This is a genomic window from Pseudomonas sp. ANT_J12 (genome assembly GCF_008370045.1).
GTDB lineage: Bacteria > Pseudomonadota > Gammaproteobacteria > Pseudomonadales > Pseudomonadaceae > Aquipseudomonas.
The window spans coordinates 324579-338729 of the sequence record NZ_VOBN01000005.1 but is presented as its reverse complement, the minus strand read 5'-3'; the positions used below and the strand labels follow the sequence as shown (position 1 = coordinate 338729).

Genomic DNA, 14151 nt, shown 5'->3' with positions numbered 1-14151 from the left:
CGCCACAGGGCTCCAAACGATTACTTTCACCCCCGCGCTGGAGAAATCCCCCCTCCTGCCGACATATTCTTATAGCACTTGGCCTTCATGTCTCTTGTCAGTCGGTGCCGCAATGATGCAACCTTGCCGCAGGCAACAGTTAAGAGGGCGAGAGCCCGGCGCGATCAGCATATTCGAAGCGAGTTCCCTCCCATGAAAAGCCAACCCGATGCCGCCAGCCGTATGGTGGCCGAGGTAGTGACGCAGTTGCCTGTGCCCTCGCGGCTCGGCATGCTGCGTTTCGAACGGCTGAATGAAGCGAGCTGGGCGCTGTTGTTTCTCGATCCCAATTGCGAACGCCAGTTCGGCCTGCCGGCGGTGGAGCTGTGTGCACTGGTGGGTTCGCCCTACGCCAGCCTGATGGAGCCCGAAGCGCGCTATCAACTGCATGACGCGATCCAGCTGCAACTCGCCGACAGCCCGCATTACCTGATTCGCTACACCCTGCACACCGCCGCCGGCACCTTGAGCCTGCTGGAACTCGGCGAAGCCTACAAACAACACAATCGGCACCTGCTGCGCGGCTACCTGCTGGTCGTCGATGGCTTGTTCGACGGTGAGCCGCTGCTGCCGGCCCTGGACCTGGAAACCCAGAACTCGCGCCTGCAAATCGCCCTGGAACTCAACCAGCGCGCGCAGCAGGAACAACTGCAGCACCTGGACCGGGTGCGTGCCCAGCAAGACTTGATCCTGCTGCTGACCCGCCAGCGCTACAGCACCGGCAATTCCCTGAAAGAAGCCGCCGAACTGATCACCCGCTGTGCCTGCGACATCTACGAAATCGACTGCGCCAGCCTGTGGAACCTCGAAGGCTCAACGTTGGTGCCGATCTCGGCCTATCACCGCGCCACTCAGGAATACCTGATGCCGGAGCCGATCGACGCCAGCAGTTTCCCCGATTACCTCGACGCCCTGCACACCAGCCGCGCCATCGATGCGCACAACGCGATCCGCGACCCGCGCACCCGGGACATGGCCGAAAGCCTGCGGCCACGGGACGTCAACGCCATGCTCGACGCCAGTATCCGCGTCGATGGCCAAGTGGTCGGCGTGTTGTGCCTGGAGCAGACCGGCGCCACCCGCGCCTGGCAATCGGACGAAATCGCCTTTGCCGGTGAGCTGGCGGATCAGTTCGCCCAGGTCATCAACAACCACAACCGCCGCACCGCCACCAGCGCCCTGCACCTGTTCCAGCGTGCGGTCGAGCAAAGTGCCAACGCCTTTTTGCTGGTCAATTGCGACGGCGTGGTCGAGTACGTCAACCCGAGCTTCACCGCGATCACCCAATACAGCACCGAAGAAGTCCACGGCCAGCGCCTGTCGGAACTGCCGGCGCTGGAGAATCTCAGCGAACTGTTGTTCGACGCGCCCTCGGCGCTGGCCAAGAGCAACAGCTGGCAGGGCGAATTCAAGAGCCGGCGCAAAAACCTCGAACCGTACTGGGGCCAGTTGTCGATCTCCAAGGTCTATGGCGACAACCGCGAACTGACCCATTACATCGGCATCTACGAAGACATCACCCAGACCAAACTGGCGCAGCAGCGCATCGAGCGCCTGGCCTACACCGACAACCTGACCAACCTGGGCAACCGTCCGGCGTTTATCCGTAACCTGGATGAACGTTTCGCCCGAGACAGCGATACCCCTATCAGCCTGTTGCTGGTGGACATCGACAACTTCAAGCGGATCAACGACAGCCTCGGCCATCAGACCGGCGACAAACTGCTGATCAGCCTCGCCCGGCGCTTGCGCAATAGCCTGAGCTCCAGCGGCAGCCTGGCGCGCTTCGCCAGTAACGAATTTGCCGTGCTGCTGGACAACACCGACCTCTCGGCCGGCCAGCAAGTCGCCAACCAGTTGCTGGCGACCCTCGACAAGCCGATGTTCGTCGATAACCAGCTGATCAGCGTCACCGGCTCCGTGGGCCTGGCCTGCGCGCCGCTGCATGGCCGCGACCCGCAGACCCTGATGCGCAACGCCGGCCTGGCGCTGCACAAGGCCAAGGCCAACGGTAAACATCAGGTCCAGGTGTTCACCGAAGCGTTGAACGCCGAGGCCAGCTACAAGCTGTTTGTCGAAAACAACCTGCGTCGCGCCCTGACCCAGAACGAGCTGGACGTGTTCTACCAGCCCAAGCTGTGCCTGCGCAGCGGTCGCCTGCTGGGCATGGAAGCCTTGCTGCGCTGGAACCATCCGGAAAAAGGCATGATCCGCCCGGACCAGTTCATCAGCGTGGCGGAAGAAACCGGCCTGATCATTCCGATCGGCAAGTGGATCGCCCGCCAGGCCTGCCGCATGAGCAAGCAATTGACGGCTGCTGGCCTGGGCAACCTGCAAGTGGCAATCAACCTGTCGCCTAAGCAGTTCTCCGACCCGGACCTGGTGGCGTCCATCGCCAGCATCCTCAAGGAAGAAGCGCTGCCGTCGAACCTGCTGGAGCTGGAGCTGACTGAAGGCCTGCTGCTGGAAGCCACCGAAGACACGCATTTGCAGCTCGACCAACTCAAGCGCCTGGGCCTGACCCTGGCCATGGACGACTTCGGCACCGGTTACTCGTCGCTGAGCTACTTGAAAAAATTCCCGATCGACATCATCAAGATCGATCGCAGCTTCATCCACGAGATCCCGGACAACCAGGACGACATGGAAATCACCTCCGCGGTGATCGCCATGGCCCACAACCTGAAACTCAAGGTCGTGGCCGAAGGCATCGAGACCGCCGAGCAGTTGGCGTTCCTGCGACGCCACCGCTGCGACGTCGGCCAGGGCTACCTGTTCGACCGCCCGATCCCGGGTTCCGAGCTGATCGAAAAGCTCAAACGCTACCCGCGCGGTCCTCTCGCCTGACAGCGGCGAAACACTCGGGCAAACTGCGTGTCTGACAATTTACATTCAACCTGACTGAGGGGACTGATCATGGTCTTGCGCTCGGAAATTCTGGTGAACAAAAACGTGCTCCCGACTAAAGAACAAGCTCTGCCCGGCCGTGAAACCCCGATGAACCTGCCGGAAAAACACTTCGTCCACGACGCGCCGCTGCTGGGCCCGTTCGCCATGGACGTGGATTTCGCAATTTTCGGCCTGGGCTGCTTCTGGGGCGCTGAACGCAAATTCTGGCAGCGCGAAGGCGTGGTCAGTACGGTGGTGGGTTACGCCGGCGGCTTTACGCCGAACCCGACGTATGAAGAAGTCTGCTCCGGCCTGACCGGCCACAGCGAAGTGGTCCTGGTGGTCTACGAACCGGCCAAAGTCAGCTACGAAGAATTGCTGAAGATGTTCTGGGAACTGCACAACCCGACTCAGGGCATGCGCCAGGGCAACGACATCGGCACCCAGTACCGCTCGGTGATCTACGCCACCAACCCGGATCAGCTGGCCGCCGCCAAGCACAGCGAACAAGTGTTCCAGGCTGAACTGACCAAGGCTGGCAAAGGCACCATCACCACCGAAATCGACGAAGCGCCGACGGTCTACTTCGCCGAGGCGTATCACCAGCAGTACCTGGCCAAAAACCCTGAAGGGTATTGCGGAATTGGCGGTACAGGCGTGGTTTGCCCGATCTGAAGATAGCTATAAGCGGCAAGTTTCAAGCTTCAAGCTTCAAGTAAAAGCCCTGCGCTAATCACTTTTACTTGTCGCTTGCCGCTTGCCACTTACCGCTGCTACTCCGCAATTAGCCAATCCATCTGCCACCCACCCTGGGTCTGCCCCAACTTCTGGGACAACCACGGCAACAACTCACGCAATTCCTCTTCCAGCCCCCACGGCGGATTCGCAATCGCCAACCCCGAACCGTTCAGGCTGTTCGGCGTATCCAGCGGATGCACCAACAACTCCACCCGCAACAACTTCGGCGCGCCCGAGCCCGCCAGGTCCTGATAGAAACGACGCAGCAGACGCTGGTCCTTCACCGGGTACCAAATCGCCGCCACGGTCTGACGCATCCGCCCCACCGCTTCTTTGAGCGACGCCGCACAACGCTGCATCTCATCGAGCTGCTCGAACGGCGGATCAATCAACATCACCGCGCGCTTCTCCTGCACCGGCAACATCGCGCGAGGCACATGCCAGCCTTCGCCCAGGTGAACCTTCACCCGACGATCACCGGCCATGTTGTCCTTGAGCAGCAAACCGTCTTCAGGGTGCTTCTCGTTGAGCATCACCCGATCCTGCGGCCGCGTCAGGCGCCGCGCCAACTCCGGCGAGCCCGGGTAATAGCGCAACTGGCCATCCGGGTTCATGTCGTGCAGCACCTTCATGTAATCGGCGGTCAGCGCCGGTAGATCCGGCTGATCCCACAACCGCGCGATCCCTTCCAGGTACTCCCCGGTACGGCTCGCCTGATCACCCTGCAGGTCATACAGACCAATACCGGCGTGAGTGTCGAGATAGGCAAACGGCTGCTCCTTGCGCGACATCAGGGCGATGAGGCGGGTCAAAGTCAGGTGTTTGAACACATCGGCGTGATTGCCGGCATGGAAGGCGTGACGATAATTCATGATTGCTCCTGCGAAGGCCGGGAAGTTTACCTTGTACCGAGCCGAACGTCAGGGGTTCACGGCCGAGCGGGCATTCCGCACTCTGATCGTTTCCACGCTCCAGCGTGGGAATGCCTCCCGGGACGCTCCGCGTTCCAGCTGCACCACCGATGCCGCGCCTGACACCGAAGTGACGCAGAGCGTCACGGGCTGCATTCCCACGCTGGAGCGTGGGAACGATCATCACGCAGCCTTACTCCGGCGACCGAGCCCGCAGCCGCCTCCCAATCACATCCAGCACATCACACCCATCCCGTAACGGAATGGCACAGAGCAACGCAAAATCACTAAGGATGAAGGACTCACATTCGATGGAATCGCGCATGGACAGGTTTTCCAGCACCTGGGTAACGGCGCGGATTCGATAGTTGGCAGCGTCATACAAAACATCGAGCGGGGCGTGGGTGTCGACGAACAGAGTGGGCATTTCGCAGCAATTGCTGGTGAGCGCCATGTAGCGGTTGTCGGGGTGAGGAACTGGTTTTTCGTAGGGTGGGTCGGGGTGAAGAGTTTTCATAATCAAATTCCAAAGGCAGAAATAGGAACTGCCATCAGCCTTCCTACAGGCTTGGGTGGCAGCTATGCGCGGGGTAGGAATATCGAGGCCTTTGGAAAACTCGACCACGCCGAAGCGTGCCCGCGCACAGCCGCCGCAACTGATCTTACGGACGCTCGTTAACGGCCGCAAACCAAGCTTCGACGCCAATACATTTCCAACGACTTTGAAGGGTTCCTACACCCTGCCACTGAGTTTTCAGCGACCACCAAAGACTATCGTTGGAAAATATTTCACACCAGTTCATGAAAGCCGCCGCAGCTTGAAGGAAACTTCCGATGACCTTGTCCGGAAATTTCGATACCACCACAAAATTTTTAAACACCTTCCGATTAGTCTGTGGTACTGGCAATCAAAGCACTGAGAGTTCGACGCTTTGGATTCCAAATCGTTAGGCACCACACTCCCCACCATTCCAAGCCAGCATCAAAATAATCGCTCCAAGACTCACGCCCTGGAATTGCATCATCATTATCAAGCCATTCCAACTTAAAGCCTTTAACCCAATTTATTACTACAACACCATCCTGCTCTTCGAGCCCCAGAGTTTGGCGCCACTCATGGAACAGCTCTTGTGCCTCGAGCTCTCCACCTTTGAATTTTGTACCATAAGGTGGCTCTTTAAAATGTCCATAAAGCGCCAGCGGCCCTCGCTCATAGTCGCCATCCAGCACCAAGTTATGTATTTCTTCTTTGCTCAATGGTGTAGCAACAGCCTTGTCTAGTTCCCATCTGAATTCTGGCTCTGTACGATCCTTATACTCTGGATTCTTAATGAGCTGATGATATCTATCAAATGCATCTTGTAAGAGCTTATCATGAAGTGCGATCAATACCCGACGGTGAGTCGACTCATCAACTAATGTATTTACGCCCGGCGCAAGTACAATAAATTCAAAAACACAACCTGCCTCCTCCATTCGCTCACGTAATGCTTCACTTTCCTCCTGCAAGATAACATCCAAAATAAAAACTCCTTGCATCACCAACATTCAACAAATTACATGGAACAAGCACAGATTTACTCACCCTATTACTTATGAATACTTCCGTCCTGATACCGCATCAAACACACATATAAAGTCCGCATAAATTCTCGACCATCATCTATTTCATCAGTAAACAAAAAGCTGCGCTTTTCAAGAACAGATCTAAAACTCTCGTCCTTCTCAAGAAAAAAACGTAGCGTGTCTATATGCCATTGCTGCTCATCTGTCAAAAACCGTTGATACATAGGTTTTAGGGCGAGATCCATAATTTTTGAAAGTGCAACCGGATCATTGACATCCGTAGCGCAAATCTCATCTAACAGGGACTCATCATGAGGATAGTCAATATCAAAGACAAAGAGCAATCCGGGCAAAATCGACATATCAGGTTTAAACGTCACAGTCAGTACTCCGCATATGCAGTTATCAGCTTACCGTACTCATTCATGATCACTACCGTTTTGGTAGGTTCAATATACACAAGCCCATCACTTTTATATCCCTCGCCAACCTTCCTGTGCATTTCCACGGGACGCTTAGACAGAGTTAAACTTCCAGTCTGCCTGAAAATCAATTGCGCACGATTTATCGCGTTCAGTTGATCCCTATGACTAATGAAACGTGTCGCAGCTCTAGGAATATTGGGCTCATCTAATTTTGTTTTTCTATTTTTCCTCATCTCTATTTTTCCCGTAGTCGGATTACGGGCCGTGTCCGCACGCTCAAGTTGAGACGCTAAAGAGGTTTGAGCACCGTGCTTATCCAAAAAATGAGCCGTAGGCTGGTGGGCTGCTTGAATTTTTACCAATTCCTTATAGGCGATATTTTCTGCAAGCTCATCAATCCTCGCCCGCCGCTGCTCCGCCGTCATCTTCGGCAGCGCTGGCTCACCCTCATCAACCCTAGCGCCAGTCGTATCACCCGGCACCGTACAACCCGATTTATTCGGCGGCGGACAATTCCCGCTCAACCCCAACGGATCAACCCACCCCGTCGGATTCGGCGTGTACTGGTACTGGTTCAGCCCACCCGCCAACTTGATCGGATCAGGCGTCAGGTACCGGCCAATGTCCGGATCATAGTACCGATGCCGGTTGTAGTGCAGGCCTGACTCGGCATCGAAGTACTGCCCTTGAAACCGCAATGGCTGTTCAAGTTGTTCGCCGGCCCCGCGTGTCAGGCGGGTGACGTTGCCGTAGGCGTTGTATTTCGCGGACCAAACGATTTCGCCGCTGTAGTCGGTCAGTTCCTGCGGGGTGCCGAGGTGGTCGAGTTGGTAGTAGAACGGGCAGGCTTTGCGCGGGCCTTTGCCGTCGAGCATGGCCAAGGGGCGGAAGGTGCCGGGTTCGTAGACGTAGCTGCGGTGGTGTTCGCGGCTGCTTTCGGCGACGACTTGGTCGCCTTGCCAGAAGAATTCGGTGGTTTTGCCGTCGACGGTTTTGGCGATGCGGCGGCCGAAGGCGTCGTAGCGATAATTCGTACAGCTGCCATCGGGCAACGTAACGCCCACCAACCGGTGCTGGCAGTCGTAGCGGTATTCGGTGACCCGTTTTTGCGCAGTACCACGGCGTTCGCGGATGAGGTTGCCGAAAGCGTCGTAGTCGTAATGCCGGTCGCCCTGCATCAGCAGGCGATTGCCCTTGATGGTCGCCGCGCCGGGGCGGTCCTGCATCAGCAGGTTGCCCGCCGGGTCGTGGGCGAAGCTTTCCGGTGGGTCGTCGCGGGTGTGGCGGACGCGGGTCAGGCGGTTGAGGGCGTCGTAACCATAGCTGCGCTGGCCGTGGCGGGTGTCGGCGATGTGGTCGAGGTTGCCATTGGCGCTGTAGGCATAGTCGCGGCGATACAACGGTTGCTGCTGTTGGCTGACAGCGTGAGCCTTCAAACGCCCCTGATCGTCGTAGGCATATTCGCTGAGCAGCAAACCTTGCTGGCGCTGACGCTCACGGCCGAATTGGAATTGATGAGCGGTGAGTCGCGCGCCGTTGAGGTCGATGGCCGTCAGCGCACCGCCCTTGGCGTAGTGGTAGTCGAGTTTGCTGTTGTCCGGCAGGCGCAGGCGTTTGAGTTGGCCGCAGGCGTCGTAGCTGTAACGCAACGTTCCCCAACCCTGGTGCTCGGTGATCAACCGATCCTGTTTGTCGTAGGCAAATTCCAGTGGATGATCGTGACCGTCATCGACGCTGACCAGGCGCCCGAGGCTGTCGTAGCGATACTCGACCTTGACGCCATCGGGCAGGGTCTTGACCAACAGGCGCCCGGCCGAATCCCGCGCGTAACCGGTGACCAACCGCGAGCCGTCATCGCCTAACTCGGTTTTCTCCAGCAGTTGGCCATTGAGGTCGTAGGCATACGCCGTGCGCTGCCCGTCGAATCCAGTTTCCTGTCGGATCAATCCATTGGCGGTGTAGTCCAGCTGATATTTTTCGCCGGATTCGTTTTCAATTTCTGTCAGCAGAAGTTGCGGATTGTCGTAACGGTATTTCAGCTGCGTGCCGTCGGGATTGATCCGGCGGCTGACCAGGTGCAGGTCTTCGGCGTATTCATAACGGGTGATGCGGCCGAGTTCGTCTTGCTCGGCGGTGATCTGACTGTAGGCGTTGTAACTGAAGGCGCGAGTGGCACCTGTAGGAAGGGTCGTCTGGATCAGTCGGCCAACGGCGTCCCACTGGTAACGGGTGACGGCGCCATGTTCGTCCTGGCTGGTAATCCGCCGCCCCATGACGTCGTAGGAAAACTTTCGCTGTCCGCCACCCGGCAAGGTCTCTTCTACCAGTTGCCCCAAACCATTCCAGACGAAGATGTGCCGACTGGTATCGGGGTAGCGGATCGTCAGCAACCGCCCTTGGACGTCGTAGTAGTAATGGGTGACCTGCCCGTCCGGATCGACCGCCTCGGTCACATCGCCCTGGGCATTGCGGCGATAGGTCCACACTGCGTCGCCGCGATAGCGCGCGTGTAGGAAGCCGTTGCGATACTCGTAGGCCGTTGGCTCGTCTTCCGGCGGAATCAGCGCCACCAGGCGTCCGACCTCGTCATAGCGGTATTCGGTGATCGCGCCGAGCGGGTCTTGCTCGGCAATCAATCGCCCCTGTTCGTCGTAGGACTTGAGGTGTTCGCCGCCGTCGAGTTCGACCTTGCGCACCAACCGCGCCCGGTCGTCGTGGACGTAAACCTCCTCGCTGCCGTCGATGTTCTTGACGGTGACACTGCCTTCGTCATCCCAGACATAACGCGTGTCCATCTGCGAAAACGACGCCCAATGCCGGACGCATCGCGCAGCCTTGCCGGACTTTTCCCACTCCCAAAAGAAACTCGCCCCACCGGTCAGTTGTCGCTGCAGGATGACGTGATGGTCGTCGTAGTCGTAGCGCTCGCTGTCGCCGGCCGCGTTGATGGCGGCGATCAGCCGGCCACGCTCGTCGTAGTCGTAACTGACCAGCGTTTGCTCGGTGTGCCAGGCCTCCTCGAGGGTGGCCGCCGGGCGGAATTGCTGGTAGTCGATGGCGATCAAATGGCGCCGCACATAGCGCAACAGCAAGGCGCGGCCCGCACTGTTGTCGAGGCGTTTGATCCGGCCCTGGTGGTCGCGGGTGATGCGCAACCGGTTGTCGTACCCGTCGCTGATCGCTGTCAGAAAACCGCTATGAAAGTGGTAGAAACGGGTTTCTTCGCCGGCCTGGGCGAGGATCAGTTCTTCAGGCTCTTCGCCGAGATAAATCGCCGCGCGCGACAGGCTGTTGTGGATGGTCGGGCGTTCGCTGCTCGGTAGCGGAAAGGTCGTACGCCGGTTTTCGTGGTCGATCCAGATGACGTGTTCGCCATCGATTTCCAGGCGATGGGCCAGGCTGTGGCTCCAGCCGAAACCGAGGCTGCTGTCGATCTCGGCGGCGCTGGTGCGGTAGAGTCGGGTGAAGTCGAACGGCAGCACGCCGTCGAGGGTGCCATCTGTCAACGTCAGCAGTTCTTCGCCAGTGACCATCGACACCGGGCAGCCATTTTTGCAGGTCGATGGCACACAGGTGGCGCTGTCGCCGTTGGGGTTTTTCGCTTGGTCGGAGGCGTCGTCGTGGTGTTCGTCTTTCTTCAGCGAAGTGTTGCGGCGGGCACGCCAGTTCAGCCGCATCCGGCCTTTTTGCATGCCGGCCGCGATGCCTCGTGCGGCGATTTTTTTATAGCGGTCAACGTAGCTGATGAAGGTGTTGATGATCGTGAAGATCGCCTTCACCAGACGCAGCACGGCACTGAGTAATTGCGCGCCTCGGTCCGCCAGACGCATCGTCAAGTAGGCGATGCCAGCAACCGCTCCGGCGAACGTCAGGACGATGCCGATCAGGATGTCGATCAACAACTGCACCACGATCATCGACATTGCTTCGGCGGTTTTACCGGCGATTTCGCTCGGTGGCAGCATGTCCAACCAGAGGCTGGCACTGCGCACCAGCAAGCACAGCGCGGCCTCGTCACTGGCCAGCAATTGGGCTTTTTCCATAACGTGCGGGGCGGTTTGCGCGAGGTCCTTCAGCGCTGCGGCGCTCTCGCCCAACCGCTCGGCAAACTTTCCGGGATCCTTGAGAATCTCCGACAGCAGGCTGATACCGTCCCACACGCCTTCGATAGCCGCCCAACTGCCCGCGAGCAGTCCATTGCCTACAGCCGCCGAAGAAGATTCCGACCACTTCGGTTTAAACGTCTGCCACTCATCCCGCAGCCACGTTTCCAGCTCCCTCGTCAGCCCATCGTAGGAAGAGAAGAGATCTTCAACCTGCTCCGGCGTGACTTCGTCGTGAACGTGAATACGGTAGAACTTGCCCTCTTCTCCTCTGAATGTCCCTTTACCGTTTTCATCCAGCGTGACCGGCGTCACCTCCCCGCCATCGGCCGCAATCACATCGACCTGGATATTTCCTACAGGGATGTCATAAACCGATTCGAACTTGCTCTCGATCTCGAGCGTTCCGCCCTTCGGGCACTGCACAACGGTGGAAATAAAGTCGTCGTCAGCACTGCCCACAATGGTGCTGGCATTGCCGAACCGGACGATCCGCTCCATCCCCATCAACGAAGGCAAATCAGCCGCATGACTGGCCGCGTCCGCCGTCCGGCTGAACCAATGCTTAAGCTGTTCACGGTAGAGGGAAAGGGTGTTCGGAAAACTGTCGAGCTCCTGCTCGATACGCACAATCTGATCCATCAATTCAGCTCCGCCGTCAGGTAATCCACCAAGGCTTGTTTCGGTGCTCCAGGAAGGGACGGCGCCCCAAGAAAACTCGCGACCTTGTGTCGCAAAACGCTGTAGGAAAAAGCTTCGAACAGATCACGATGGTCCTCACTCAGCCACTTCAGTAAGTTGTTGATCCGGGTGATTTCAGACTGTGTGGCGAGTTGTTCCAGCAGGGCCTCGGGGACCTGCCACCAAGGAAAAACCTGCGAACTCTTCAGTGCGCGTCCACCGATTTCGAGCGGCTGGCCGTTGATCAGGCAACGACTGATCAGCGGCAGCAGTTGCGCACCATCGACTTCGCCGGATTGCAGAATCGGCAGCAGATAACGCCCATCCCAGAAACGGAAAAACACCGAGTCGCCGTTGGGCAGCAGCGCTTGCGTGAGGGAGCGCAAGTGCTCGACCAGCGCTTCCTGGCTCGCGGAAGAAACCGCCAACCAACCCCAATCGCGAGACTCGGTGGTGGCGACCCACTCCAAAAACTCACTGTCAGCGGCAACGATTCCCACAAAGGGCATCACCGGTTCCCACTCGGCATACACGGTGTCAGCCCAGATCGGGCTCGGTGCTTGCGCGGTGATCGAGCGTTGCCAGGCAACGAAAGGTTCAGCGGCGCTGGCATTGCTGAAAATGGCGAAGAGTTTTTCCGAGGGCTTGAGCGGTTGCTGCTCCAGCCAGTCGCGAGGAGCCAAGAGATCAGGCTGCACAAACACCCTCCTTGCAGCGCTCGCATTCTTCACAGAACGGCGCATCACTTTTCAGGCTGAAAATCTGTGCGGTGCTGAGCAACGCCGCTGGCGCTGCGGCGAGTTTCAGTGGCACGTCTGGCGAACTCGCAACCGCCGCCATGGCCGCCATCGGCGCCCCGCCGACCTGGATCGGCACGCTGCTGAAAATCCCGCCGGGGCCGATGTTGATCCACTGCCCACCCGCCTGAATGGTTGCGCTGGCGCCGCCGTCGATGACTACTTGCTGGCCGGCGCGGACATGGAATTGCTGGCTGGCGTTGAGGGCCTGACTGTTCACGCGGATGTGGCGGTCGCCGGTCACCAGCAGGTGGTCGTCCTGGCGGATTTCGGTTTGGCGCTGGCCGTGGGTGATGCGTTGTTCGTCGGCCTTCAGCTCGTGCCGGGCGATGCCAGTGACGACGATGCTGCGGGCGTTATCCACTTGCACCTGTTGATCATTCAACACGTGCTGAGTCCAGTTTCGCTGGGCGCGCAGGTAAATTTCCTCGGCGCCTTTGCGATCCTCGATGCGCAACTCGTTGTAGCCACCGCCGCCGGGGCTGCTCTGGCTGCGGAAAATGCTGCGGGTCTTGTCGGCGGGAAGGTCCAGCGGCACGGGGGTCGCGGCGTTGGGCAGGCAGCCCATCACCACGGGTTTGTCGGCGTCGGCGTCGATGAAACCCACCAGCACTTCCATGCCGACGCGGGGTATCAATACGCTGCCGTAGCGGTCGTGCGCCCAACCGGTGGCGACCCGCAGCCAGCAACTGGAATGCTCGTTAAGTTGGCCGTCGCGGTCCCAGGCGAGCTGGACTTTGACGCGGCCATATTCGTCGCAATGGATTTCGCTGTCGGACGGACCGGTGACGACGGCATGTTGATAGCCGAGCATGCGCGGCTTGTCCGGCCCCAGCGGTGGGCGAAACGGCGCACTCCACGGCGTCGCGAGAAAGGTATTGCGGTAGCCCTGGAATCCGCCGTCGTCGGTGACGGACTCCTCAAGCACTTGCGGTTGACGGCCCTGGTGCTCGATTTCCGTAACCAGCCACAAGACATTCCAGTCGGCACGCGGATGCTCGGCCAGCTGCAGGAAATGTCCGCTGACCAATGCCGATTGATCGCTGCGACCTTCCGCCAGACGGTAATCCGCCGCATGGCGCTCCAGGGCTCGCTGGGTCAGTTGCTTGCCGGATTCGCGATCAGTGAATTGACCGGGGAAGTGGTAATCCTCCAGTACCGGCAGCTGTTCGCTGTCGACACGGCTTTCGAGTTGCAGGCGCGGTTTGTGGAAGTCGTAGTCCCGGCGTGTAACGGTTGTAGTCCGAGTTTCCCAACGCACGTTGAAACGCTTGATCGCCGGCGCGCTCGCGGCCATGCCGCTGCCGGGCAGGTACAGCGTGGGCTCGGGCAGCGGCGGGAACACGGTCTGGTCGTCGCCGAACACCAACAGATGCCCGTCGGGGCTGTGTTGAAAGTGGAAGTGAATGCCGATCTCGGCGCAGAGGCGCTGGATGAACGCCAGGTCGCTTTCCGCGTACTGCACGCAGTACTCGCGCTCGGGGTAGTCGCTGCCAAGTTGAAACTTGAAGGCATCGCGCTGGATGCCGTGGTCCTTGAGAACCTGCGCGATGATCGCCGGCACGCTTTTGTGCTGGAAGATCCGCTGATTGAAGCGCTGACCGAGGTAGGTCAGACGCGGGACCAGGCTGACTTGATAGCGTGTCAGACGTTTACCGCAATCCCCTTGGCCAATGCGATAGATCTGACCGTGAATACCGGAACCTTGCCCATCGAAACTCAGAAACGCCTGACGGTGCAGGAGGTTTTCCAGTTCCAGATCCGGCCGCTCGCTGACCAGTTCCAGGTCGAAACGGAACGGTTGGCTGATGGCTTCCTTGCCGGTGAACTCAAGTACCTTGAGCTCATTCTGGACGCCGTCGAGGGTCAACGTGAAACGCGGTTGATTGGCAGGCGCGAACATCCGATGTGTCTCTGCAGAATGAGGGCGGGCGATTCTGCATGAGCAACAGGGCGGTTTGAGCAGAGGGCAGGGAAATCAGATTTTCCCTACTTTTTTAGG

The 14151-nt window shown here is 58.8% G+C and carries 9 protein-coding genes; 2 read left to right on the top strand and 7 right to left on the bottom strand.

Annotated features, from left to right (window positions below; translation table 11 throughout):
• The first annotated feature begins 192 nt into the window (after positions 1–192).
• Positions 193–2886, top strand: coding sequence for a GGDEF and EAL domain-containing protein (locus FQ192_RS14570; RefSeq protein WP_149659221.1), 2694 nt, complete (start codon positions 193–195; stop codon positions 2884–2886).
• Positions 2887–2955: 69 nt separating this feature from the next.
• Complete coding sequence (gene msrA, locus FQ192_RS14565; protein ID WP_149659220.1) at positions 2956–3603, top strand: peptide-methionine (S)-S-oxide reductase MsrA; 648 nt, start codon at positions 2956–2958, stop codon at positions 3601–3603.
• 98 nt (positions 3604–3701) lie between these two features.
• Here the strand turns inward: msrA and FQ192_RS14560 are convergent, their stop codons facing one another.
• From FQ192_RS14560 to FQ192_RS14525, 7 genes are all read right to left on the bottom strand, one after another.
• A complete protein-coding gene (locus FQ192_RS14560; RefSeq protein WP_123402494.1) occupies positions 3702–4538 on the bottom strand; it encodes a 23S rRNA (adenine(2030)-N(6))-methyltransferase RlmJ in 837 nt (278 codons plus the stop codon).
• A 232-nt stretch (positions 4539–4770) separates the two neighbouring features.
• On the bottom strand, positions 4771–5094 hold the full coding sequence (locus FQ192_RS14550) for a hypothetical protein (protein WP_149659218.1): 324 nt from the start codon (positions 5092–5094) through the stop codon (positions 4771–4773).
• Positions 5095–5465: 371 nt separating this feature from the next.
• Positions 5466–6098, bottom strand: a complete 633-nt coding sequence (locus tag FQ192_RS14545) for a hypothetical protein (protein ID WP_256672283.1) — start codon at positions 6096–6098, stop codon at positions 5466–5468.
• A gap of 68 nt (positions 6099–6166) precedes the next feature.
• Positions 6167–6523: a hypothetical protein gene (locus tag FQ192_RS14540; protein ID WP_149659217.1), complete on the bottom strand. Its 357-nt coding sequence runs from the start codon at positions 6521–6523 to the stop codon at positions 6167–6169.
• 2 nt (positions 6524–6525) lie between these two features.
• Complete coding sequence (locus FQ192_RS14535; protein ID WP_149659216.1) at positions 6526–11313, bottom strand: RHS repeat-associated core domain-containing protein; 4788 nt, start codon at positions 11311–11313, stop codon at positions 6526–6528.
• On the bottom strand, positions 11313–12050 hold the full coding sequence (locus FQ192_RS14530; protein ID WP_149659215.1) for a DUF4123 domain-containing protein: 738 nt from the start codon (positions 12048–12050) through the stop codon (positions 11313–11315). The genes FQ192_RS14535 and FQ192_RS14530 overlap by 1 nt, the downstream gene beginning before the upstream one ends.
• Positions 12040–14052 carry a type VI secretion system tip protein VgrG gene (locus FQ192_RS14525; protein WP_149659214.1) on the bottom strand — a complete coding sequence of 671 codons (2013 nt, stop codon included), beginning with the start codon at positions 14050–14052 and terminating at the stop codon, positions 12040–12042. The genes FQ192_RS14530 and FQ192_RS14525 overlap by 11 nt, the downstream gene beginning before the upstream one ends.
• Positions 14053–14151 lie beyond the last annotated feature (99 nt).